Raw genomic sequence first — 25,237 nt, forward strand, 5'->3', positions numbered from 1 at the left:
TTATTGTCCGTTGCTTACTTGTTCCGCTCTCTCTCTCTTTAATCTTGAGGATAGCTCTCTTGCTGAAACTGTCTGGGCGGATTCTCCGTGCTTAGCAATTTCTTTCCAGTCGTTAGTACACATTCCTGCGATACTAAATTTCTTTTCCCACTCTAGTCCTTGATCTAAGTTTTTAAGAACAGGTTCTAGTAAGCTACGTTTGGCCTGAATTCTCGCAACATCTGGCTGTGAGTTAATAGTGGCTAGGAAGTCTTGGATAGGGGATTCTACTCCATAGCTTTGTACCGTGATATGGTGTGTATTTAAATCTGCAGCACTTAACTTCTTTGAAAGAAGTAACCATTGTCTTGCTGTTGAATTATTTGTAATTGCACTTGTAAAACTTATTCCACCACAGCTTGGTACTATTCCTTTTGAAAGGTGATTGAATTCAACAACAGTATCTTCGTGAGCAACTCTAATATCTGCTCCCATCGCGAGCTCAAAACCTAGTCCTGCGCAGCCTTTCTTTAGATCTGCAATAATGGTCTGTGGGAGAAAGAACATGCTATAGATTAACTTTTGTAATTTATCAAAATTCTTTTGTCTCTTCTCTTCGCTCCAGGTCGCAAATTCTTCGTCATCAAGGCCTTTACAGAAATAGTCTCCAGTACCAGTTAGGTAGATAGATTTAATTTCTAAATGTGTTGAGATCCATGTGAGAAGAGTTTCTAGTTCAAAAATCATTTCTGTATTAATGGCGTTTTGAACTTCAGGTCGATTGAGCTTAATGCTGATACTACGCGTTTTCTTGCTTAGTTCAACACTTAGTGTGTTGTAGCTAAATAGAGACATTTTACCTTCCTTGGTCTTTTGGAATCTATCCTTGATTCCATGAATAAATTTTTTCAAATATGTGGGAACTCTGTCAAAAAAAAATGTAATATAGGACCATCTAAATGATTAAATTAAGTGATTTCCTGTACTTGCTTATTCTGGAATCAGGTCGATTCTTGTAAGAATTTTAGGTCTTCGTAAAGCTCTTGATCTAATTCGTCGGTTTTTTCTTCGTTTTTAAGTGGTGTTGTAAGGATTTTCTTTTTGTTAAGTTTAAACTTCCTTAAACTCTTATTAAAGCTAGTAACTTTCTTACTCTCTTTTGAATATTGTACTTCAAAGTTACTTCCATAATAAGCAGTAGGGTTGTCTCTAATATTTATAAGAACCCCAACTTTCTTTTTCTGGTATTCTTTGTCTCTGTATAATCTCAGGTGACCTCTTACTAAGCTTAGTAAGCGAATACCATCGGTTGTTGATTTTCTTAGAATTACTTGTGTATTTGGAGCTAGGATAACAGTACCAATGACTTCGTCGTTAAAGTCAATAACGGCCATCCCTTTTGAATCTGTAGTTACAATTTCATTTGCGTAAAGTGGAGTTTGAATATCTATCTTTTCAACTTTCTGATTAAGGTTTGTGAATTTAAATGTATGACCTTTAATATTTGTTAGAGTTATCATCGCCTGATTAGAAATAGATATGAAGAAAAATAGGGAGGTAAGTAAGAGCTTCAGGATGCTTTCTTCTTTGTTATAGAAGCATTAATCATTTCGATAATTTTATCTGGATGAATACTTGTATCTGCTGTGAAGATTAGCTTCTCTTCAATACTTTTAAAACCATGTAGCTCTTTTGTTTCTAACTCAATTGTTGCGGAAGTATTATTTGAGACCATAAAACTCTTTTTAATGAGCTTTTCTAGTTCTGTAATATTTCCTGGCCAATAGTGAGTGATAATAAATTGCATACTCTCTGGACTTAACTCTCTTCGTGGGAGAGCTCTTTTTTCACATTCTATTTTTATGAAATAATTTGCAATGGTGAGAATATCATCTCTTCTATTTCTTAGAGGAGTTAAGTGAAACCTCGATTGGGTTAATTTCTTAAATAAGGCCTTATGGAAAAAGCCCTTTTCAACTTCATATATAAGATCCTTACAGCTAGTCGTTATGAACTTACAGTCTTGAAATTGAATCCAGTTGAAAAGTTCACCTTGCTCACTTGTATTTAAGAAGTCTATATTCTTTAGTATGAGAGTTTGATCACAAGAAAAGTGCGGTGAATCTGTAATCATTCTCTTTAGATGACTTGGATCTTTACAATTGAAAATATCTTTTTCACTGTTATTTGATAGGTACTTTGCAAAGAACTCTTTCCCAAGTCCTTTTTCACCAATGATATTTACATTGGTCTTTCCATACTTTAATTTCTTTAATGTTGTTCTTATTGCCGATGACTTTTGAGTGGAGCCAAAGTAAATAAAGGAATCTTTAAGCTCTGGGTTTAAATGGGCAATACTCGTAGACTTAGATTTGACAATGTAATTTAAAAATTGTTTGGCAATAACTAGTGATAGAAATTGTCCCATATTCTCATCTGCAATAGAGAAGTGATCGCCTTTCTTATTATTAAACTGAAGCACTCCAATACACTTTCTCTCTTTATTTAGAAGTGGTAAGCAAAGAGTGTTTTTAAGTGTAAACTTATCCTCATCTCTCTCTTTAGGCTCTTTTAAAAAAGTATTAATACATCTTGAAGTCGTAAAGCATTTTCCAAGTTCTCCTTTGTTGAAGGAGTTGTCTTTGATATGGGTACAATGTGAATTGTGATAGATATTTTCTAGTTTGTCTTTTTCTATATTTATTTTCCATACTCTTACTTCTTCACAGTGAAGAAGGTGAGCGCACTCATCTAAGAGGTTGATAATTTCAGCAGCACTAAATTCTCTATAGAGAACATTTAGTAATCCAAATAGCTCAACTCCATCGTCAACATTAATCTCTCTAACTGAAAGCGAAGACTTGATGAGAAAGTCCTTTAATTTTTTTCCTGAGAAACCTGCTATATAGTCTGTAATAAAATACTTTAATTCAGATTCTTCTGATTGGTTTAGAAGTTCAACACCATAGTTATATGATTTATTTGGAGTGTTTTCTTGAAAGCTTCTGATTATGACACCATCTACTTCTAAGTCCCACTTATTAAAAATTTTCTTTGTGAAAACTTCTACTTTAATTTTAGTACCTATAGCGATATGAACACTAGACTTAAACGACAAGCTAAAGAGGTTGAAATCAACCAAGCGAGTATCAGTACTCAAAGTCGTTCCTTTCTTATTTCCGTTCAGTAGTGATATGCGCAGAAATATCTTATCGCTCTCTCCTGAGCGTACTCTGAAAGATCGGTAAAACTTAAAATTTGTTAGTCCATTTCCCATAGATTATTTATCGGTTTTTTTAGTGCAGAGTTTAAGTAAAAAGAGGGACTTTCCGATAAATAAAGAGACTCAATTAGGAAGTAGATATCCATGAATAACATTGTGAAATTAAAGTCTTACCGATCTTTTAGAATTCCTGTGGACGAGGGAGATAAGATAAGTATGCAAATTCTCAAGTATAATGGGAATACAGTGGATTATCAGAGCTCTGCTTGGAAGTTATCAAATGTGAGTCTTTCTGGTGTGGCCTTTGAATCGAACTTAGATTTTGAGATTGATAGCGTCCTAGAGTTAGACTTTAGATTTAAGAATTTTTCCTTTCATGTTTCTTCAAAAGTTGCGAGGGTCATTCCAAAGTATAATGTCTTCGGAGAAGTGGAGAGTTATCTCTATGGTATGGAGTTCTATACAGAAGACCAAGAAAATGGAAAAGAGTTTATCTCCTCATTTATTTCTAGCTTTAATACAAGAAGACTGAAGAAGCATTTAATTAGCCTTTTAATTAACGAGAGTCGTATAAACACTTTTAGTGATGGTCAAAAATTATCTCTTTCTCTTTCTTTATTTCTAGATATGAAGCAATTTAAAGGAATCAGTGATTTTCTAAAAGTTGTATTTAAAGAATGTTGCCGCTTTTCTCATTCAGAAGTGGGTAAGATTTTTCTTTTAAATAAAAAGAAAGATACACTCTATAATTACGATATTGAAAAAGAGGAATTCTATAAGTATTCAACGCTTGAAAATCAAAACCTCGCTAATGAAGTTTTGGCGCAAAAGTCATTTAAGATAATCAGATCCTCTGGCTCCTTAAACTTAGATAATTTTCCTTCTATGCCTTTAAATAAGAAAGGGGAAGATTACTCAAGTGCTCTCTACTTTCCTGTCTTAGATTCTCAGGGAAAGGCCTGTGGTTTCTTTGAATTTATAATTTTTGATAAAAATAAGAGTTATAGCGAAAGAGATTTATCCGCAATTGAACTCTTTAGTAATATTTTTACACTTTGTTTTGGAGATTTAGATAAGACTGAATTTGTCTCTCACCTTGAAGATGATATTGGATATGTTGATACGTCTAAAATGGTGGGAAGAAGTAAGGACATTGATATTGTCGATGAATTTATTCATGGGCAGGGATCTCATATCGAAAATGTCTTAATAGAAGGAAGCCATGGAGTAGGAAAAGTACATATTGGAAAGAGTATTCATCATAATAGTGCCACTAGGAAAATGCCTATTGGTACAATTCACTGTGAATCAATTTTAGACGAGGCTGACCTGTCTCTTCAACTGAAAGGTGATTCCGAACATGTGGGAAAATTGGAATTATACTCTGGAGGCTCTCTTGTAATTCATGAACCATCAGTTCTTAATCAAACTTGTCAACGAGAACTCCTCTCTATCTTAAAACAGAGGACAGATATTAGATTGATTTCAACCTCTACAATTTCTTTAATTGAGGAATGTGATAGTGGAAGATTTGATAGAGAACTTTATGAGTTTCTTTCAAAGAGTTATTTCTATGTCCCAGATTTAAAAGATAGAAAGGAAGATATTCCATGTTTAGTTAATCACTTCTTAGATCTTCTTTGTTCTCAGTATGGACTTCCGTCGAAGAGAGTTTCTGAATTTGTTATGGAGACATTTGAGGATTATTCTTGGCCAGGAAATATTGAAGAATTAAAAGTTACAACTGAAAGACTAATTAATTACTACCCATACCTTCGTTATTTAGATGATTTACCACAAAAGGAATTTCCGATTATCGGAGAGTATCCTCGCCAAAGTGGAGTTATCTCTGAAATTATAAAAGATGCTTCTCATGAAATTAATTTGAGTGCTGTGAAAGAGGGAATAATCTCTAACTATTGTAAGGCACAGGGAATCTCTAGAGAAGAGTATGACAAGATTTACTTAGAGAGCTCTAGACTACCTGCTGAAGACAAGTTGGCGTCCTAGCTGCCAACTGTTCTGGACGGTCAATTCTAGTAAATTAGCTAATGAGATCTCAGTAACCCACCGAAAAGACATATAAATCAAAAAAGAGTCAATTATTAATCTTTATTAGTCCTTAGATAGGAGAAAATAGAGAGTAAGAACTCCACTTAAGGTGAGTAAGTTATGAAAACTAGAAAGACTATCATTTATTTATTAGCTCTATGTTTCTATATCTCAGGAACATTACCTCTTGCTGCTGATGATCTAGAGGGGACGGGTGAGCCAATTCAAACTGAGGTGTCTGCAGGGAATTGCCCTAGTGGACTTATTTGGAATGAGCATATTAAGGATTGCCTGAACTCTGAAGATGATAACCGTGTAAATGAAAAGCAGAGAATGTGTGACTCAAAAGCAGATGGTCCCGCAAAAGATGAATGTAATGAAATGGTTCAAAGTTTTGATAAGGACCCGAAGAAATATGTAAGTTCAACTAAAGTCGATACATCAAGTAAGGAAAAGAGTTTAAAGAAAATAAGTACAGCTAAGTCTGTTGTAGGAGGCGCTATTGCCGCCTATAAGTTATTTGAAGCCTATAATGCTGCTAAGAGTGCTAAAGATGTTTTTAGTAATATGTGTATTTCAGGAATGATGTCTATTGCTACAGGTGTAATGTCATTTATGAATGATAGAAATATGGACAAGCAAGTAAAGGAAACTTTAAAAGCCGCTAAAGCGAATCTTGATGCGTTATTAAAAGAGAATGAGCGTTCAAAGGGAACGACATACGAGATGCAAATTAAATTAATGCAGGCCTATAAGCAAATCTTAGAAGCTGGGGCACAAGCCGCTCAAATTAGAGAAGATGGTTATAAGCAGGAAGTTATGATGTACTCAATTGCTCTAGGTATTGCAGCGATTGAAATAGTTGTTTATTCTATTCCTCCTGTTGCAGCTGCAGCTGCTGATAAAATTAAGTGTGCAGGTTGGGTTGCAGGAAGTGCGACTATTTCTGTTGTTCTTGGAAGTAAGATGAAGAGTGCAGCTTCTAAGGCGAGAGAGAAGTATGAATCAGAAGCTAAGAAGCTTGATAAAATACTTCAGAAGTATATGGACTTCTTTAATAAGAAACATATTGATCAACAATCTCTTGCAATGAAAATGGCCCTTAGTTCAAATTCCGCAGCTCCTATTAATGCGAAGAGTGGAAGTGGGGCAGATCAATTCTCCAATAAGAATTTAACTGAAGCTGAAAAGAATATGTGTGAGGCCGCTCCTGCAACTAGCTGTTGTAATGATTCAGGAAAGAAGTGTCCAACTTTTAATATCTCTATAGGAAACCCTACTATTTCTTCGGCCATTGGAAAATCTGACCTTGGAGGAGCTCTTGATCGTGCGGACTCGAGACTTCAGGGATCTTTAAACTTAAATGATAGTGGTGTTAGTCTAGCAATAAATAAAGACCTAAAAAGAGCGAAGGCCTTTAAGCAGAGAGTTCTTAAGCAATTGACAGATAAGAATCGCTTAGGTGCCGCTCAGGCCGAACTCTTTGATGAGAGTAAACAAATGAAAGCATTTCTAAAGTCTAATTATGGTAATGAAAATGCGAGACTTGGATCTTCGTTCGGTGAGAGTATGGCACTACCAGATGTTGATAGAGTTGCTAAAATCTTAGATAAGAGTGATGTTCCAAAGGAATTAAGTAAAGAAAAGAAGAATCTCTCTTCTTCATTAAGTGCTCTATCTGCTCTAGCAAAGATGAGAAACTCTTTAAACGATTTGTCCTTAGAAGATGAGGATGAGTCTAAGAATGGGGCATTTGACGGTGGAGACCTTGCTGCGAATTCAGGCCTAGGTGAAGGTGAGGAGTATATCTACGATAGAGATCAAATAGTTGAGAAGCCAGAAGTTTCAATTTTTCAAGTAATAAGTAATAGGTATAATGTACTTCGAATTAATAAGAGGTTTGGACAAAGAGCAAATAATTAAAAAAAAGAGCTGGTTAAACCAGCTCTTTTTTTATTACTCTTCTAAGAATCTTTCCGCTCTAATGGCCGCTTGACAGCCACTTCCAGCAGCGCTTATCGCTTGCCTGTAGTAACTATCTTGAACATCACCACAAGCAAATACTCCTGGGATATTCGTGTCTGGATGCTCACCCTTAGTGATGATAAATCCATGATCATCAAGGGTAATTTGTCCCTTTAAGAAAGATGTATTTGGAGTGTGACCGATTCCCATGAAGAGACCGTTTGTAGCTCTTTCAGTTACTTCACCTGTTACAGTATTTGTAACTTTGATTGCAGTTACTCCTGTTCCATCAGCTATAATTTCTGAAACATCACTATTCCATACAAATTCAATTTTATCATTGTTAAAGGCACGCTCTTGCATAGGCTTTGAAGCTCTAAGAGTATCTCTTCTATGAACAACGTAAACTTTCTTCGCAAACTTTGTTAAGAAAGTTGCTTCTTCCATGGCCGTATCGCCACCGCCAACGATGTGAACAATTTGATCTCTATAGAAGAATCCATCACATGTTGCGCAGGCACTAACACCTTTTCCAATTAATTCTTTTTCATTCGGAAGACCAAGGTACTTTGCACTTGCACCTGTTGAAATGATCACAGCCTCTGCCAACATTTCATCACCATTTTCACAAGTAATTTTAAAAGGTCTCTTAGAAAGATCAACGTCAGTCACGTGAGTTTGAAGGTATTCTGTTCCAAATCTCTGCGTTTGCTTTTTCATATTGGCCATAAGTTCTGGCCCCATGATTCCTTCTGGAAATCCTGGAAAATTATCTACGTCAGTAGTTGTCGTCAATTGCCCACCAGGCTCGTGACCTTCAATTACTAGTGGATTTAGGTTTGCTCTTGAAGCATAAAGTGCTGCCGTATAACCAGCAGGACCTGAACCAATAATTACAACTTGTCTTGTATTCATTCGTTAGTTTCCTCTAAATTCTTTTTTACGTGCTCTGGTCTATCATCTTTATCTGGGTTTAATTCATAGTATGCTGCAACAGAGATAAGCTCCTCAGGGTGCTTAGCTTTCTTCGTTGTCTTGTACGTTTCACCTGTAAGTGTGCAATCGTAACGAAAGATCTCTTTTTTCTTTTTTCTGGCCACGTGGTCCTTCCTTATTTTTGTATTTCCAAACTGTTATAGGTCAAATAGAGCTACATTTCAAGTTTTGTGCGCAGCAGTCTAAGCGAATTCGGCCAATTTTGCCAAAATTTGAGCAAAATGGCCTCGGCGTGTTAAAATAATTAAGTATTTTAATCTTTAAATGGAATTGGAGATGGCCCAAATGACGCTTCTGTCTTTTTTTAAAAAGCTGATTTTATTAAGTCTTATTTGTACCAACGTTTTCGCTCAATCCTTTGAGACAGTCGAAGTTGTTCTATCTAGTTCTTCTGCTCGTAGTGCAATTCTTTCTCGCGGGAGATTGCAGGGGATTAAAGAGGGGATGCGAGCAATCTTCATGGTTCAGTCGGGAAGTCTAGGTTATCCAAAACTTGAAAAAGTCGCAGAGGGAGAGGCCATTCGATCCCTTGAAAATCAGTCTTATTGGTTTTTTAAGAAAATTATCAATCCAGCACGTCTGAGAAAATCTCAAAAATTAATACTTTCGTTACAGAGCGATTCTTTAAGAGGAAATAGACCTTTCAAGGTTTTAAATAGAAAGCGTATTTATTCTAAAGAGGCCAAAAATAAAGATATTGATTTTGAAAATAACGTTGGAGTTCCCCCTGAACTTGTTGTTGAGGGTGATAAGTACGTTAAGTCTAAAGAGTTAATTGGCACGGATATGACTTATGGTCATGATGTTGAAATTCAGCAATTTGATTTGTGGGCAAAGAGAAATGGATTGACGAAAGTTGATGACTTTATGAGAAGCTTTGAACGTAAGTATGTTGACGAGAACTTCAAGCAGAATAATTCAGCGAAAGAGGAAGTTGAAAAAATCGAAGGGAATATTTACCGTGCCCAAATTGATGGGTTCATTTCAAAAGTGAATAGTCTTAAGTATGGGCTCAAAGGCCTCTACAGAGATCAGGCAAAAGATCAGGATAATACTACACTGAAAGATCGAAGTGATATTCTAAATGTCTACGATCAATCGAGAGAGGAAATAAAGAGAAAGAGAATTCTTGGAATTGAGAGTAGTAATAAAGTTAAAAGAGATGGAGCTCTGTGGTCAGCCGATTTTGATGATGCTGGGCTTAGAAGTTATATGCTTAAGAGTGGAATTGAAGAAGAAGAGATTAGGCAGTACCGAAACCTTACGCAGAAAACAGGTAATGAAATTACATTTAGAATTAGCACAGCAGTAAGTAATCACTCTACACAAGAAGATGAAAATCATAGAAATAAAGGTTACTCAGTCGCTATTGGTTATGAGTATCACTTGATGAGAACATCTTTGAGCTTATTGAAGTTTTCAGTTGAGGTCTTTGCTCAGAGATCAATTGAGAATATTGATATTGGTGGAATAAATGGACGTTTCTCTATGGGCTCTTTCGGTGGGCAGGTGCTCTACTACTTCTATAATAATCCAGCAGTGCTTAATCAGTGGGCATGGTTTGCAGGAATAGGTGCTAGAAGAGGAAATGCAGATGTTACTTCGATCGAATTGGATAATCCATATGAGTATCAAGTTGTAGGACTACCTACTTGGTCTCTTGGAACTAAGTACCGCTTCAAGACAGGTGATTCCTTTGAAGATGATATTCCTTTTGGTGCAGGATTTAATGTAAGGCTGTCTGGTGAACGAATGAGTTTAACTTCAGTCTCTACAAATCTAGATGATATTAATACAAGTATTTTACTAAATGACATAAAGCTCACAGTTGGCTTAAGTGTTTATTTTTGAGGTTTAAATGAAAAGTTTATTGATCATGTTCTTCTGTTTTATTTCTTATAGCGCAAATGCTTTAGATATCGACGAGAAATTAACTGTTCGTGTTCTAGGTCTTTCGGGAAGCAAGAAAACTCTTTTAACAAATAGAGGGTTAGAAGATGGATTAGTTGTTGGGGATCACGCAAAGTTCTTTCTAACAACAGGGGTGATTGCTAGAGGAGTTGTGATCAAGGCTTCTCCTGGTAGATCTATCTGGTCAGTCTATAGAATTATTGATGCCGATAAAATTGTTTCAGATAAAGTGATGAATATAAAAATATCTTCTCCAGTTAAGTTAACTGAAGATCCTTCGAGAGCAATTAAAGCAGACGACATGAGTGGAACAATTCCTGTCATGTCTCGTGGAAAGCAGACAGAACCTCTACCTGAGGTTACAGCAGATGAGAAAAGTGAATTAGATGGAATGATGGATGAGCAAGCTCCTGTAATTGTCGGAAGTTCTTCAACTAATAAAACTCTAGAAGTCTTTGGTGTTCTTTCTCTAAATTCTCTCTCTGGAACTTATGAGCAGGGAGATTCTGCAGGAGATTCTTCTGTTGGGAATATCGACTTCACTCTAGGTTTTGAAAAGTACTTTGCAACCAAAGGTTCGTTCTTTGAGAATATTTCAATCTTCGCTATATTTAGTAAGCGAAGTTCTAAATCAGGGCTTGAGGTTAGTACAACTAGTGATTGGACTGAATATGGAGTAGGGGCCAACTGGCACTTCTACAATGCACCTCTAACTAATAATAGACCAATTGGATATGTGACTGTGGCCGGAGGAGTTGGAAGTGCTACAACTGAGACGGAGGTGGCCTCCACAACAACAGCTTCTGTAGACCCTTTAAATGGTTCAAGTAACTTTATGCTACTTGGTGTAGGTGGCAAGTATTATTTGAGAAATGGCTTTGGCGCGAGAGTAACTCTTGACTATTTTCGATCTGGTTCAACATTTGACTTTGATGATAGCGATGAGAGCTTAACTCTATCTCTTTCGGGAGTTAGGTTTAGAGTTGGAATGTCCTATAGATTTTAAATTGTATGTCTAGTGAAGTACTCTTCAAGTTTTTGATGAAAGTCTTCACTATGAATTCTTCTCTCTTCTAGATCTTGATAGGTTCTAGGTAATTCATTTCTTATGACTTTAGAGATAATCTCTCTGGTTAGCTCGGGCTTATGAAAGAAGTTGTACTGACAATTCTTTCTTAAAGGGCTCTTTGTTTTATTAGGATTGTAGGAGAGATTTTGATTCTTCACAATTTCTCTCGCAATCTCTTGGGCCATTGTCCTAAAAGTCGTATATTTCCCACCAACAATAATATAGAGCTTTGAAAGTGGAGAGTAGATTTTATGTTCTCTAGCTGTCTTTCCTCTATTGTGTGCATCATCTTCTTTTACTAAAGGTCTAATACCTGAAAATTTTGCGGTAATATGACTTTCATCGATCCTACTTGTTGGGAAAAATTCTCGTAAATTAGTAAGTAGATATTGGATCTCTGCATCTGAAGGAGTGATATCAAAGAAATCGTCATCAGCTTTTTCTTCAGTCGTACCTATTAGAACTCTATCGTGATGTGGAATCACAAAAATAACCCTACCATCATTTGGAGTGAGAACAACAGGGTGCTCAAGAGGAAAGTCTGCTCTTCTAATCCAGATATGACTTCCTTTTGAAGGGAGAAGTTTGTCGCTCCATTGAATTTGCGCAATATTCTCTTTTACAAATTTGTCTGTAAATGGCCCTGTTGCGAGAACTAGATTCTCACAAGTTATTTGAAGAGAATCTCCTGTTAGTTCATCAGTTAATTCGCAGTGATAAAGGCCTTTCTTATCTTTGATAATTTTAGAGGCACTAGTATAGCTTAATGCTCTAGCATTAGTATTTTCTAGAGCATCCATAATAACTTCAAGTGCAAGCTTGCCATCATCAACAATGGCGTCCGAATAGATGCCAGAGCCTCTTAGTTTTTCTTTCTTAATATGAACAATCTCTTTGATTGTTGTTTCTTCATCGGCAAAGCCCCGTGTAGAGTTTTGAAAATTTGATAAGAAATCGTAGAGAAAAATTCCTAATCTAATCATCCATAATGGACGTAGGGAATCCTTAAAAACTGGTAGATAGAAACTTTTTTCTCGACACAGATGAGGGGCAAGTTTTAGCCAGAGGTTTTTTTCTGCTAATGCCTCATGGACTAAAGCGAAGTCTAGGTTTTCAAGGTATCTAATTCCACCGTGAAGCATCTTTGAACTACTACAAGACGTTTGACTGGCGAAGTCTCTTTTTTCAACTAGAAGTGTGTCAACACCGTGAAGAGAGAGGTCTCTTAGAACTCCGGCACCAACAATTCCTCCTCCGATGACAAGAGTATTGAAGTGGGTTTGCTGTAGTTCAATAAGCGGTGAAGTACTGTGAATTAATTGCTGTCTATGATCCACACGGCACTTCCTGAGCAACTAATTTTATACTTACTACCATCTGATAAGGGAGTTATCTGATAATTGATTCCAACAATGGCATTGCCATTCTTTTTTATACAAATTGGTTTTAACTTCTCACTTAAGTCACTATATATAACGGATTGAGAAATTTTTAAGTCAATTTCACTTATATCTTCTTCTGAATCTTCTTGATCTACATGACCCTTTGCCACTCTCTCGTGATATTCACTAAGCTCTTCATCATTAGTGAGCTCATCTTCACTAACAATAATGAAATCTGAAACGATACCAAGGTATTCAACAATTTTATAATTTTCTAATGTAGGAGTTGTTGAAATGATTATTCCTTCAAGGTTTACTTTCGATTTATCGATTCTATTTGTTTCACTCTTATTTTGATTTATTCGAGACTTAGAAATTAGTCCCACACTATCTGATTCGTAGGATTTAGATGGGTGAAGTTCATCGGAAAGTCCCATTTGAACGTCGAGATCAAATCGTCTGAATTTATGGGTAAGATAAATGGCGGCAAATTCAGATATTTGGGAAATAAGTAAACTTCCACCTTCAAGAGATTGCCTCATCTGATCTTCTGAACTTTCCCCTACAAGTTCATGCTCGTTTAAAATGATGAGAATGTCTTCAACGTCTTCTTCAAATTTTACATTGCGAAGTATAATGCTAAAAGGAGGATTTCCTCCCGAGGCGATTTTTCCATAGGTGATATTCTTGGCAAAAGATTTAACATCTTCAAATTTTTCAGATCGATCAATATAAGTCGCAGTGGCAATAGGAGGAGTAGGTGGGGAGATAATTTCTGGAGCTTGGTCTTCCTCTATATCATTGTTAAAGTCGTCTTCGTCTTCTTCTTCGTCGTCTTCTTCTGAATCAAATGAGCTAGAAAATTCTTGATCGTTATTGTCTTCGTCTTCTTCAGTATCCTCTTCATCATCATTTTCAAAGCTTACTTCACTACTAAAGTCACTGGTAGAGCTGAAGTCATTACTAGAGTCAAAGTCTCCAAAGGAATTCTCATCGTCTTCTTCATCATCATCATTGTCTGAATTATCTAAGGCGCCAAAGTCGGTAGAGGTTTCAAAGTCACTGCTATCATCTTCTTGATCGTCTTCATTCTCAGAAGAGAAGTTAAAGCTATCTCCGTCATCTTCTTGAGAATCTTCTTCAGAGTCTTCGTCATCGTCACTTTCAAACTCTGTGTTGAAGTCAATCTCTTCTTCATCGTCTTCTTGGTCATCGTTATCAAAGCTAGTGGTTTCAAACTCGACCTCTTCATCATCTTCGAGGTCGTCTAAGTCTGGTAGGCTGTCTGTCGAAGGAGGTTCATCATCTTCTGATTGGAAGGCTGCATTTACTTCAGGATCATCTTGATGAAGGAACTCAGAGAGGTCCTCAATTCTAGTCATATCTGATTTTTCACCAATTTCGTCGTCATTACTCATTAAAATATACCTAAAAAGTTAATTTTATTAGATTCATTATATCAGATAAATTGATTTCGTAAGTAAGAAAAGTCGGCCCCACGAGGAGGTAGGGCCGGCCATTAAGTGTTAAGCACCGTGACAGTGTTTGAATTTCTTTCCTGAACCACAAGGGCATGCATCGTTGCGACCAACTTTTTGGCTTCTTCTGGCAACAGGAGCACTCTGTGCTTCTTCTTGTTGCTCAGCCGCGGCCTGTGCTCTCTTAGCAGCTTGTAGCTGTTGTTCAAGCATTTCTTGTTGACGCTTTTTGATTTCCTCAATTTCTTCAGGAGTATAGAGTTTAACTCTAAAAATATTTTCCACAACTGATTTCTTTACTTCCATCCTCATATTTTCAAAGAGGTTGAACGATTCTCTCTTGTATTCTGTCAGAGGGTTTTTTTGAGCGTAGGCCCTAAGGTTGATCCCTTCTTTAACATTATCCATAGAGAGAAGATGATCTTTCCAGTGTTGGTCAAAAATAGTTAAGAGGATCTCTCTTGTGGCAAGCCTTACTTGATCATCATCATATTGGCTAAAATTCTTGGCGAGTAATTCTTTACCAACTGATTCAAAGTAGGCCTCTATTGAACCATCATGTTTCTTGTAACACTCATCAACGTTGACTTCGTAGTCAGTGTTAAAAGTTATTTGAAAACCTTTGACCATATCTTCCCAAGGCCAAGTATCAATTTGAACCTTTCTTTCAGGTCTATAGCTTTCAACTAGGCTATCTGCTACGTCCTCGATCATATCGTTAATGAAGCCAACATTATCGCTATCTGCAAGAATGTCTTTTCTGATTCTATAGATCACACTTCTTTGCTCGTTCATGACATTATCGTATTCAAGAAGATGCTTTCTAATTTCAAAGTTGTGCGTTTCAACTTTCTTCTGTGCTTTGGCAATCGCATTAGAAATCATCTTATGTTCAATAGGTTCATCTTCTTCCATTCCAAGAGTATTCATGAAACCTCTAATCTTATCAGAACCAAAAATTCTCATAAGATCATCTTCTAAAGATAGGAAGAATTTTGACTTACCTGGGTCTCCTTGACGACCTGAACGACCTCTAAGTTGATTATCAATTCTTCTTGATTCATGTCTTTCTGTACCAAGAATAAATAATCCTCCGGCCTCTTTTGTTTCCGGAGTAAGTTTTATATCGGTACCACGACCGGCCATATTTGTTGCAATTGTAATCGCACCTTTAGTACCAGCATTTTTGATGATTTCAGCTTCTCTACCATGTTGTTTAGCATTTAGAACGTTGTGAGGAATTCCTGCTTTTGTGAGGGCCTCTCCAAGTTCAATTGAGCTATCAATTGAAATCGTACCAACTAGGATCGGTTGTCCTTTGGCGTGAAGATCTTTAATTAATTGAACAATTGCTTTTGTCTTTGCTGCCGCTGACTTATAGATAACATCAGCTTCATCAACTCTTGCAATCGGAACATTGGTTGGAATTACTACAACATCTAAACTATAAATTTTTGAGAATTCCTCTGCTTCAGTATCGGCAGTACCTGTCATACCTGCAAGAGTTTCATAGAGTCTAAAGTAGTTTTGAAATGTAATTGAAGCGAGAGTCTGGTTTTCAGATTTTATCTCAACGCCTTCCTTTGCTTCAACTGATTGATGAAGGCCATCCGACCATCTTGATCCTTCTTTTAGACGACCGGTGAACTCATCGACAATGATAACTTGTCCTTCTTTCACAACATAATCAACGTCAACTTTGAAAAGGTTATGGGCCTTAAGAGCTTGGTTTAAATGGTGAAGCATTTCAGAATGTTCAACATCATAGAGGTTTTCAATTTTAAGAAGCTTTTGAACTTCTAGAACACCATCTTCAGTAAAGATAGCGGTTCTTGATTTCTCTTCGATTGTAAAATGCGTTTCAATTTTTAGTTTTGGAATAACTTCATTTGCTACATGGTAGAGATCTGTTCTTCCTTCACTTGGACCTGAGATAAGTAGAGGTGTTCTGGCCTCGTCAATAAGAATGGAGTCAACCTCATCTACGATACAATAGTGATGACCTCTTTGGACGTAGTCTTCGAGGTCAAACTTCATATTGTCTCTTAGATAATCAAAGGCGAACTCATTATTTGTTCCGTAAGTAATATCTGAAGCGTAGGCGGCTTTTCTATCTTCGTCGTCCATATCTGAAACAATACAGCCAACACTTAGACCTAACCAGTTAAAGAGTACTCCCATTTCCTCGGCATCTCTTGAAGCTAGGTAGTCGTTCACTGTAATAATGTGAGCGCCCTTTCCTTCAAGTGCGATAAGATATAGTGAGAGAGTAGAGCAAAGAGTCTTACCTTCTCCGGTTTTCATTTCTGCAATAGTCTTTCTTGTAAGAACCACTCCACCCATCATTTGAACGTCGTAGTGTCTCATTTTTAGAACTCTAACAGAGGCCTCTCTCACTGTCGCAAATACTTCAGGGATGAGTTGCTCTCTTGTCGCACCATTTTTAATCATCTCTCTAAGCTTAGGAGTTTGCGCCTGAAGTTCTTCATCACTCATGGACTTCATCTTTTCTTCAAGCTCATTAATTCTTTGAACGTAAGGTTTTAGACTTTTAAGGTCTCTAGAATTCTTAGTTCCAAACACTGTCTTTATTGGGTTAAACATTTGTATATTTCTCCTCTTGGATTAATCTAAAATATAATAGAATGGGTCAACAGGTGTTCCGTTAACTCGTATTTCATAGTGAAGGTGAGGACCAGTCGAATGACCAGTATTTCCAGCCTTTGCTATTAATTGTCCTCTTTTGATGAGTTGCCCTTTCTTGGCAATGACTTGTGAGTTGTGAGCATAAACGGATTCTAGCCCATAGCCATGGTCAATTTGAACAAAGTATCCAAAGCCTGCTTTCTTTCCTGAGAACGTAACTCTACCGTCTGCAGAAGCGAGGATGGGAGTTCCGATGGGAGCACCAACATCAAGTCCTTCATGCATTTTTAATCTATTAGATGTAGGCGAAATTCTTGGCCCATAGTACGAAGTAATCCAGCCCTTGATTGGCAAGAGGGTTGGAGTAGAGCGCATGAAGCTTTCACGGTCTAGAAGGTATTGATCTAGATCATGAATATTAACTTCTAAATCTTTCACATAATCTTTTAGAATATTGAACTTATAATCGAAATCAGCAAAATTTCCTGCAAGAGAGAAGCTTTGCTTAGTTAAGTTTGACCATTCTTTAGTGAAGGCGTAACCAGTTTGAAGACCGAAGTTCGTCGCAATTTTCTGTTCATAGAGATTCTTAAGTTCAATGAACTTTTCACTATTATCGCCGTCCTTAAGTTTGTCTCTAATAGTATCTTTACCTTCGAAGAAGGATTGAACTTTCTCTGTTTTTACATCTCTCTCATGTTGATGGTCTTCTAAAACCGGAGAGTTCTCATTCTGTCTGATTGCGGGCTTTGTTAAATCAATTTTTTCAAACCCTGAAATTACTCTAAGCTTCTTTTCAAAAGTTTCAATTCTTTCGATATCTTCCGTTAGAGTGTTAATCTTCATTTGGAAGAGTTGGATTTGTTCTTTTAATTGTCTATTTTCTAAAGTTAAGTGTTTGTTCTGATGAACTTGTCTAAGAATTTTCCAATAATCATAGGAGAGTATTCCCAGTACAAAGACGGCAAGAACAAAGATAAAGACAATAGCGTGGAAAGCGAGCCTAGGTATTCTAAAAGACTTAACGCCTTTTTCCCTTTCAGGTACAACCATGACTGTAAAATATCTATCCAAGTACGACTCCATGTAATTGGCTAAAGTGAAATTAATGATCAATTCTAAGACTCTGACAACTTTATGGCAAATAACTGTTCATTATATATTTAGATTTATTAGTTTATATTGCTCCGCGTGATGGGACAGAGATTATTTGGATTGTGTCAAATTCGATATTGACCCTTTTATTTTCGTGCTAATTAATCTATTAAGGAGTCAAAAAGGAGTCTTTATGAAAAGTGTACTGGTTTTATTATTTCTTTCTCTTTCATTTTCTGTTTCAGCAAAGGATATTTTAGACCGTTGTCGCGATGCAGCTCTAGCGACTGGATATGTTCACGAGAATATTTTGAGTGCAACTATTGATGCAACTCAATTAGATGGTGAGGATCAAGAGATTTTTTGGACTCTTATGACTGATGAAGTTTTCAGTGTTGTAAGTCATTATCCAAAGTCTTACGAGATGGGTGATTACTTTCCAAATATTTCTTATCTAAAATTCACTTTTAAATTACTCAGAAGTAGAGATCATATTGAGAACTCTAAGTTAGAGTATAGACAGAGAAACTTAATTCATTACATGGATCAAATTGACGGTGTGAAGGTTGGCTGCGCTTACGCCATATAGAATCGAAGGAGGGATGAAGAATATCCCTCCAATATAAAGTCATTAGGAGAGTTGAATATTTCTTCTCTCCATTGTTTTTTGAACAACTAGCGCTCCGACAATATCTCCTTCAACATTTACCGCAGTTCTAAACGTATCTAGAGGTTTTTCAATTACTAGTAGAATTCCAATGGCCTCAAGTGGAATTCCTGCTGCCAAGAGGACCATTTGCATTCCCGACATTGAGCCACTTGGCATTCCTGGTGCTCCAACACTTGAGATCATACTCATAAAGAAGATAGCAAAAATAGTAAAAGTTGTAAGTTCAACTCCATAGAGGTGGGCGAGAAAGATTGCAGCAATACCTTCAAAGAGGGCCGTTCCGTCCATATTCATGGTGGCGCCAAGAGGAAAAACAAAACCACTAACTGCCTTTGATACTCCGAGCTCCTCTTCACAAGTCTTCATGGTGACGGGAAGAGTGGCCGAAGAAGAACTTGTTCCAAGGGCGATTAGAAGTGGGTTGGCAATTTTTCTAAAGAGAGTGATTGGGCCAATACCACCAAAGATTTTTGCAATAGTTGGAAGAACAACTGCTCCATGGACAAGTGTTGCTCCAAAGACAACTGCCGCGAAAGCGAAGAGCTGAGTGAAGAGGTCTCCTGTCACTTTTAATTTAAAATCAAAAACTATTGCAAAAATACCTATTGGACTTAAAGTAATAAACCAACCAAGAATTGTTGTGAGTATTTTATTAATATCCTCGATCAGTAGAAAGAGTTGGCTGTCGGTTCGCAGAGACGTTACCATGGCAAGTCCTATTAAAAGTGCAGCGCAGACAAGACCTAAGATATTATTGGTGACAAGTGATTCAAATGGATTAATTAAAGATGTTTTTAAGATTTTATGAACAACTGTGATGACGGAGTTATCTTTAGCGTCGATCATTTTATTCGGTTTTTTATAACTAAAGTCACTACTCATAGAATCATTTTTTTGAACGTTGACTCTAACTGAAGAATTCTTCCAAGGGTGAATGAAGAAGACAACTGTAAGGCCTATGAGAATAGCAATGAGAGTTGTAGAAATGTAGTAGGTCACAGCTATGCCACCTAACTGCTTTAGTTTCCAAGCCTCTTTTATTCCCGCGAGTCCTCCCAGTAGAGAAAAGAAGATTAGAGGGGCCACAAGCATTTTAAGTGATTGAATGAAAATATCTTTTAAAAGAAGAATAAATTTATAAAATTCAGGAGTATTTTCAGACGTTACCCATGAAGGATCTGCAAAAATTGCGGCACTTATATATCCAAAAATACCAAAGAGCGCGACCCATACGGCTAAGTTTAATTTTATTTTCTTCACTATACTTCCTTAATTTTAAATTTTCTGAGATAGAATTAGTATACTCTAACAATTTTTTCAGTGCTATCTCTTATGGGGAATATCTATTTAAGTCTAAGATACCCGCTCTGAACTCTTCACTTTTTAAATATTCTTGCTGTATCCAATCACTATAGTCCCAGAATTTTGGATTTGTTCTTCTGACTCCATACTTTGCAATAAAGCGAGTGTATTCGAGAGGATTCGTTATATTGGCCATATCTTCCATGAAGTGATCAATGCTTTCTTTCTTTAAATTAATGAAGAGATTAGGGTAAGAACCTTCTACACCTTTGATAAGAGTGAGAGTGTCATTCTCTTGGTCGAGCACATCTCTGGTACTAGCATCATTTAAAAAGAAGCTCACATACTTATATTCTTTATTATGCACAATTGTGTAGAGTTGATTCTCAACCTTTAAGAGAATTGTTTCTGGAAAATAGCTTAGAAACCTTCCCTTAAGATTATCTAACTTCTTAAGTCTGGGCTCAAAGTCTTGAATGGTTGGAGTAATGGCCTTCTTCACTCTTCGTTGAAAATTGCTGTGCAGCTCTTCTAATTTATCATCTCTTTTAAAGCCAGTAACGTAGTCAATATCGAGCCACTGTCCAGGGTCTTCAACAAAGAAGCTAAGATGGTTTCTATTTCCACCGTACCATTTCTTATGGAGAAGCTTTCTATCTTTTGAAGGAAGAAATGATAGAAATAGATTTTCTCCTTCCATTCTAAGAAAGTCCATATAGAGTCTTGTCTTCAATTGATGGGCAACATTTCCATAGACGTTGAAACCAGCGACCAATAGGTAGTGAATTCTCTCAAGAATAGGGTAGTCTATAACCCAAGCTGTCTCAGGCTGTTTTCCGTGAAGTCCTTCTCGAACTGAGGCGCTATCTAAATGTCTAAAGACAGTAAGTGCCGCATTCTGGTTATGCTCTTCTCCGTCCCAAATGATTTTAGTTGCATCTCTTATATTTGATTTCTTAGCACTTCTAAAATGCTGACTTCTAGCGTCCAGAAATTTCTTTTGTTTTTTCCAGAAGTCTGACCAGATAGAGAGAAATTCTATATCACTCTCTTCTGAAGCCGGAAGTTCTAAGTAAGATTTATACTTATTTAAGAAATCGTCACTATTAGTATCTATATTTGAGTTTGGATCAGCAAAGTAAACCCAAAAGCGGTCTTCAATGACATTTAGTGCGATTTGCCCTCTGCAAACTGGACCCTTAATAAAACCTTCGATAAAGAATCTAGAATTGTCTAAGAGAAAGCTATACTTTGATTTAACTGGAATATCTTTGAAAACAATAAAGGGGTTTGAAGCGATTTCACTCTCGTAGGAAGGAAAGGAGTCTACTTTAAATTTAGCATTGTAAAATAATTCTTTATATCTAGAGAGTTTCTTCTCTGAGAGTTGATAGAGGTTGTGAGATTTTGCCACAATCGTTGGGCGGTAGAGTTTAAATCGATAAAAGAACTTTCCCTTTGGATCATCGTATGGTCTTAGAGCTTCGATCTCATCGGGCTCTCCGTCTCTATTTCTCGCTCTAATTAGTCTATAAAATGTTCTATTGTGGTCAGTATTAAAATTGATATGGCCAAGGAAAATATGTTCATAAATATAGCGAGCGATAAGTCTCGACTTTAAGTCATTTCGGTTGAATATACTTTCAAAATCATCGATTACTTTCTTAGTCTTTGGATTTTGAGCTCTATCATCATTTCCTTTAGAACCCTGGGCGACCCAGTGACCTAGAGTTAGAAATTCTCTATTGGTGAGGTTTGGTAACGCGAAAGGCATTCCAAGGTTACTGTGGTCTTCCACAAAGTCTTCGAAGTCAGAAACTTTAGCGCAGTACTGCTCTCTATTTAGAGTCGTATCTATTTCTTTAGAGATAAGTCCTGCTCTTGGCTGTGGAAACATTTCTTTTAATTGTAGAAATTTATAGATGAGAGAGTTATCTAAGTTTTCTTCTGGTGTAGAGTTGACGTCAGAAATAACAGGATGAAATCCCTTCTTCCTCCATTCTTCAACGGACTTGCCGTCAATATTTAATCTGGTTGGCTTCATGGATAGAATTCTAGAACCATCGTAGACTTTTTCTGCATTAGCACCGCGCTTAATTCCATCAATACTAGTGAGTTTTAATTGGCAGGGAGCATCGTAGCAGCCATGACAAACGACACATCTATTATCTAGTATTGGTCTTACTTTTTCTTTATAGCTAACAGGCTCGGCGGGGAGCGAACCTAGCATATCTGATTGAATAACTTGATTATTGGTAATGACGAATTGTTCCTTGTGAGTAAGGGAGCAAGAAATCGTCAGAACAAGGACAGCGATAAAATTAATGATTTTTTTCATGGAGAAATTATAAGTTAAAATTTCAACATGTAAAATAAATAGAAGAGTTAAGTGACCTTAGAGTGAAATCTATTGGGCCACTACAACAATTACCGAAATATTATCGTTACCACCATTAGCATTTGCCTGTGCAACTAATGTTGTCACGGTCTGTTGAACTGTTTCAGCAGTCGCCTTTGCTGGGTCTGGAATATATTTATTTATAATATAGACAATATCTGCGTCAGATACTTTTCCATGAAGACCATCAGAACAGCTTAAGAAAATATCGCCCTTACTGACTTTATAAGAGAAAATATCAACTTCTACATCTGCTTCAAAGCCAACAGTTCTGACGAGAACATTTTTTTGAGGGTCATTTGCTGCTTGTTCTCTATTGTAAATACCTAGATTTAACTTTTCTTGAACAAGTGAGTGGTCTCTAGAGAGTTGAAAGAGCTTATTTCTATTAACAAGATAGGCCCTTGAGTCACCAACATTTGAAATATAAAGAGTATCGCCTTTAAAGTAAAAGCCTACCACAGTCGTTCCCATTCCTTGCAATAGCTGATCTTGATCAGATTTCTTCTTTATCTCATTATTAGCATAGACTACAGAGCTGCTGAATGCTTCTTTAGGTTCTTGGTCTAGAATTTGAATAAGGTGGTTGGGAATGAGTTCGACTGCCATTTGGGATGCAATATCACCGCCATTGTGTCCACCCATACCATCAGCAACGATGAAAATATTCTTTTCAGGATTCAAGTAGATTGAATCTTGATTTGTTTTTCTCTTCTGTCCTATATCAGTCAAGCCTGAAGAAATAAGACCCATTAGCAACTCCTTAAAAAATTAGTAATTAAATTTTCATTGATGACGAAATTTTTGTCAAATTTTTAAGGCAGGGAAGTTTGTTCAATTAATAGGTACTTGAGTGATGGTGTCGGTTTAACACCGTGTAAATATAAACGAATTTATAAATATTCTTCTTTCATTTAGAGTAAGTATAACGATATAATATTAATAAGAAATGGCCCCTTAATTTTTCTACGGATGGGAGTTGAATATGGCCCAAATTGATATCACGAATTTCATGAAAGAGAACTACAGAGTTGAAGACTTTACTCACCTCAACTGGAATGGATCTTTTCAAGATTATGTAAACCTAGTAACTGAAGACCCTAAGATTGCACGAAATGCATTTCAAAGAGTCTATGACATGGTTATGTCGTATGGGACTTCAAATTACACAGAGTACAAGAAAGATATCGTTAGGTATCACTTCTTCGATGATCCAAATAATAGCGGTAAAGATGCTGTCTTTGGTATTGATGTTCACTTAATGAAGTTAGTAAACTTCTTTAAGGCTGCTTCTTCTGGTTATGGAACTGAGAAGAGGGTACTTCTTCTTCATGGCCCAGTTGGTTCTGCCAAATCTTCTATTTCAAGAAATTTAAAGAAAGGTATTGAGCATTACTCCAAGACTGATGATGGAAGAATGTTTACATTTGAATGGTATGACGAAGAAGAGTCGGAAATCCTTGGTGGTCAAAAACACTTTGCCTCACCAATGCATGAAGAGCCTTTAAAGCTTCTACCTCTTGATGTTCGTAAAGAATTTCTTGCTGAAATTAATAAAGGAAGAAAAGACGGTGATATTAAAGTAAATGTAAAAGGTGAGGTTAACCCTGCTGATAGATTTATTTTAAATGCTTATATGCAAAAGTATAATGGTGATTGGACTAAGGTTATGAACAATCACGTAAAAATTAAGAGATTAATTCTTTCTGAAAAAGACAGAGTCGGAATTGGAACTTTTCAACCAAAAGATGAGAAGAACCAAGATTCAACTGAATTAACAGGGGATATTAATTATAGAAAGATTGCTCAATACGGTTCGGATTCAGATCCAAGAGCATTTAACTTTGATGGTGAATTTAATATTTCTAATAGAGGTATTGTAGAATTTATCGAAATGCTAAAGCTTGACGTAGCTTTCCTGTATGATCTTCTTGGTGCTTCTCAGGAGCACTCAATTAAGCCAAAGAAATTTGCACAGACTGATATTGATGAAGTTATTCTTGGTCATACGAATGAGCCAGAATTTAGAAAACTTCAAAATAATGAATTCATGGAAGCTCTTAGAGATAGAACTGTTAAGATTGACGTTCCTTATATCTCAAGACTTAGCAATGAAGTTAAAATCTATGAAAGAGATTTTAATGCTGAGAAAATTCCCCACGTTCATATCGCGCCTCACACTCTTGAGATGGCCGCAATGTGGGCCGTGCTTACAAGGCTTGAAGAGCCTAAGAAGGCAGACCTTACAAAGCTTCAAAAGTTAAAACTCTACAATGGTAAAACTCTTCCTGGCTATAACGAAGAGAACGTTAAAGAACTTAGAAAAGAAGCAGTAAGAGAAGGTCTTGAAGGTATTTCTCCAAGATATATTCAAGATAAACTTTCAAATGCACTTGTTAAATACGGGCACACTGGTTCATTAAATCCATTTATGGTCTTTAACGAACTAGAGTCGGGATTAAAGCATCATGGATTAATTAATAGTGCTGATCAATTAGATCATTATAAAGAAATGCTTGCTGTAACAAGACAAGAGTATGAAGACATCGTTAAAAATGATGTTCAAAAAGCTATTTGCCTTGATGAAAGCGCTATTGAAACTCTTTGTGCCAATTATATTGATAACGTTAAGGCCTATACTCAGAAAGAGAAAGTTCGTAACAAGTATACGAATAAGCTAGAGGATTCTGACGAGAGATTCATGAGAGGTATCGAAGAGAAAATTGATATTGCTGAATCAAGAAAAGATGACTTTAGACGTGAAATAATGAATTACATCGGTGCTCTTGCTATCGAAGGTAAGACATTTGATTTTAAAATGAACGAAAGACTTCATAGAGCGCTTGAGTTGAAACTTTTTGAAGATCAGAAGGATTCAATTAAGCTATCTAGCATTGTCTCTAAGGTTGTTGATAAAGAAACACAAGAGAAGATAGAAGTTATCAAGTCTAGACTTATTAAAAGTTACGGTTACTGTGAAATCTCTGCGACAGATGCTCTAAACTATGTTGCAAGTATTTTTGCTAAAGGTGACTCGGCTAAGTCATAGCATAATAGCGAGCACAAACTCT

The 25,237-nt window shown here is 36.5% G+C and carries 18 protein-coding genes; 6 read left to right on the forward strand and 12 right to left on the reverse strand.

What is annotated here, in order from left to right:
• From CES88_RS01905 to CES88_RS01915, 3 genes are all read right to left on the reverse strand, one after another.
• Positions 1 to 834 (reverse strand): enoyl-CoA hydratase/isomerase family protein, encoded by an 834-nt coding sequence (locus CES88_RS01905; protein WP_290730140.1) that lies wholly within the window; start codon positions 832 to 834, stop codon positions 1 to 3.
• A gap of 146 nt (positions 835 to 980) precedes the next feature.
• The gene (locus CES88_RS01910) at positions 981 to 1,499 is read right to left on the reverse strand and encodes a hypothetical protein (protein ID WP_290730143.1); all 519 of its coding nucleotides are present in this window, start codon (positions 1,497 to 1,499) and stop codon (positions 981 to 983) included.
• A 50-nt stretch (positions 1,500 to 1,549) separates the two neighbouring features.
• A complete protein-coding gene (locus CES88_RS01915; RefSeq protein ID WP_290730146.1) occupies positions 1,550 to 3,256 on the reverse strand; it encodes a hypothetical protein in 1,707 nt (568 codons plus the stop codon).
• A 90-nt stretch (positions 3,257 to 3,346) separates the two neighbouring features.
• Here CES88_RS01915 and CES88_RS01920 point away from each other — a divergent pair, with 90 nt between their 5' ends.
• Both CES88_RS01920 and CES88_RS01925 read left to right on the forward strand, forming a co-directional pair.
• Positions 3,347 to 5,212 (forward strand): sigma 54-interacting transcriptional regulator, encoded by a 1,866-nt coding sequence (locus tag CES88_RS01920; RefSeq protein ID WP_290730149.1) that lies wholly within the window; start codon positions 3,347 to 3,349, stop codon positions 5,210 to 5,212.
• A gap of 162 nt (positions 5,213 to 5,374) precedes the next feature.
• Positions 5,375 to 7,177: a hypothetical protein gene (locus tag CES88_RS01925; RefSeq protein WP_290730152.1), complete on the forward strand. Its 1,803-nt coding sequence runs from the start codon at positions 5,375 to 5,377 to the stop codon at positions 7,175 to 7,177.
• A 33-nt stretch (positions 7,178 to 7,210) separates the two neighbouring features.
• On the opposite strand, the gene trxB is transcribed toward CES88_RS01925, so the two are convergent.
• Both trxB and CES88_RS01935 read right to left on the reverse strand, forming a co-directional pair.
• Positions 7,211 to 8,134, reverse strand: coding sequence for a thioredoxin-disulfide reductase (trxB, locus tag CES88_RS01930; protein ID WP_290730155.1), 924 nt, complete (start codon positions 8,132 to 8,134; stop codon positions 7,211 to 7,213).
• Positions 8,131 to 8,319, reverse strand: a complete 189-nt coding sequence (locus CES88_RS01935) for a hypothetical protein (protein WP_290730157.1) — start codon at positions 8,317 to 8,319, stop codon at positions 8,131 to 8,133. The genes trxB and CES88_RS01935 overlap by 4 nt, the downstream gene beginning before the upstream one ends.
• A 172-nt stretch (positions 8,320 to 8,491) precedes the next feature.
• Here CES88_RS01935 and CES88_RS01940 point away from each other — a divergent pair, with 172 nt between their 5' ends.
• Both CES88_RS01940 and CES88_RS01945 read left to right on the forward strand, forming a co-directional pair.
• The gene (locus CES88_RS01940) at positions 8,492 to 10,066 is read left to right on the forward strand and encodes a hypothetical protein (RefSeq protein WP_290730161.1); all 1,575 of its coding nucleotides are present in this window, start codon (positions 8,492 to 8,494) and stop codon (positions 10,064 to 10,066) included.
• A gap of 7 nt (positions 10,067 to 10,073) precedes the next feature.
• Positions 10,074 to 11,132 (forward strand): hypothetical protein, encoded by a 1,059-nt coding sequence (locus CES88_RS01945; RefSeq protein WP_290730164.1) that lies wholly within the window; start codon positions 10,074 to 10,076, stop codon positions 11,130 to 11,132.
• On the opposite strand, the gene CES88_RS01950 is transcribed toward CES88_RS01945, so the two are convergent.
• The 4 genes from CES88_RS01950 to CES88_RS01965 form a co-directional block, all read right to left on the reverse strand.
• Positions 11,129 to 12,532 carry a glycerol-3-phosphate dehydrogenase/oxidase gene (locus tag CES88_RS01950; protein WP_290730167.1) on the reverse strand — a complete coding sequence of 468 codons (1,404 nt, stop codon included), beginning with the start codon at positions 12,530 to 12,532 and terminating at the stop codon, positions 11,129 to 11,131. The genes CES88_RS01945 and CES88_RS01950 overlap by 4 nt on opposite strands.
• Positions 12,511 to 13,995 carry a hypothetical protein gene (locus CES88_RS01955; protein WP_290730170.1) on the reverse strand — a complete coding sequence of 495 codons (1,485 nt, stop codon included), beginning with the start codon at positions 13,993 to 13,995 and terminating at the stop codon, positions 12,511 to 12,513. The genes CES88_RS01950 and CES88_RS01955 overlap by 22 nt, the downstream gene beginning before the upstream one ends.
• Before the next feature lie 108 nt (positions 13,996 to 14,103).
• Entirely contained in the window at positions 14,104 to 16,659 is a 2,556-nt protein-coding gene (secA, locus tag CES88_RS01960) for a preprotein translocase subunit SecA (RefSeq protein WP_290730173.1), read from the reverse strand.
• Positions 16,660 to 16,680: 21 nt separating this feature from the next.
• Positions 16,681 to 17,775, reverse strand: a complete 1,095-nt coding sequence (locus CES88_RS01965; protein WP_290730176.1) for a M23 family metallopeptidase — start codon at positions 17,773 to 17,775, stop codon at positions 16,681 to 16,683.
• 214 nt (positions 17,776 to 17,989) lie between these two features.
• Between CES88_RS01965 and CES88_RS01970 the strand changes: the two genes are divergently transcribed.
• Positions 17,990 to 18,385, forward strand: coding sequence for a hypothetical protein (locus tag CES88_RS01970; protein WP_290730179.1), 396 nt, complete (start codon positions 17,990 to 17,992; stop codon positions 18,383 to 18,385).
• A gap of 42 nt (positions 18,386 to 18,427) precedes the next feature.
• Here CES88_RS01970 and CES88_RS01975 read toward each other — a convergent pair whose 3' ends face one another.
• The 3 genes from CES88_RS01975 to CES88_RS01985 form a co-directional block, all read right to left on the reverse strand.
• Positions 18,428 to 19,726, reverse strand: a complete 1,299-nt coding sequence (locus CES88_RS01975; RefSeq protein WP_290730182.1) for a dicarboxylate/amino acid:cation symporter — start codon at positions 19,724 to 19,726, stop codon at positions 18,428 to 18,430.
• Between the two features lie 70 nt (positions 19,727 to 19,796).
• On the reverse strand, positions 19,797 to 22,106 hold the full coding sequence (locus CES88_RS01980) for a fatty acid cis/trans isomerase (RefSeq protein ID WP_290730185.1): 2,310 nt from the start codon (positions 22,104 to 22,106) through the stop codon (positions 19,797 to 19,799).
• A gap of 69 nt (positions 22,107 to 22,175) precedes the next feature.
• Positions 22,176 to 22,919, reverse strand: a complete 744-nt coding sequence (locus tag CES88_RS01985) for a Stp1/IreP family PP2C-type Ser/Thr phosphatase (RefSeq protein WP_290730188.1) — start codon at positions 22,917 to 22,919, stop codon at positions 22,176 to 22,178.
• A 232-nt stretch (positions 22,920 to 23,151) separates the two neighbouring features.
• On the opposite strand from CES88_RS01985, the gene CES88_RS01990 reads away from it, so the two are divergent.
• On the forward strand, positions 23,152 to 25,215 hold the full coding sequence (locus CES88_RS01990) for a serine protein kinase (RefSeq protein ID WP_290730192.1): 2,064 nt from the start codon (positions 23,152 to 23,154) through the stop codon (positions 25,213 to 25,215).
• Positions 25,216 to 25,237: the final 22 nt, after the last annotated feature.

This window comes from Halobacteriovorax sp. JY17 (assembly GCF_002753895.1).
Classification (GTDB): Bacteria; Bdellovibrionota; Bacteriovoracia; order Bacteriovoracales; family Bacteriovoracaceae; genus Halobacteriovorax.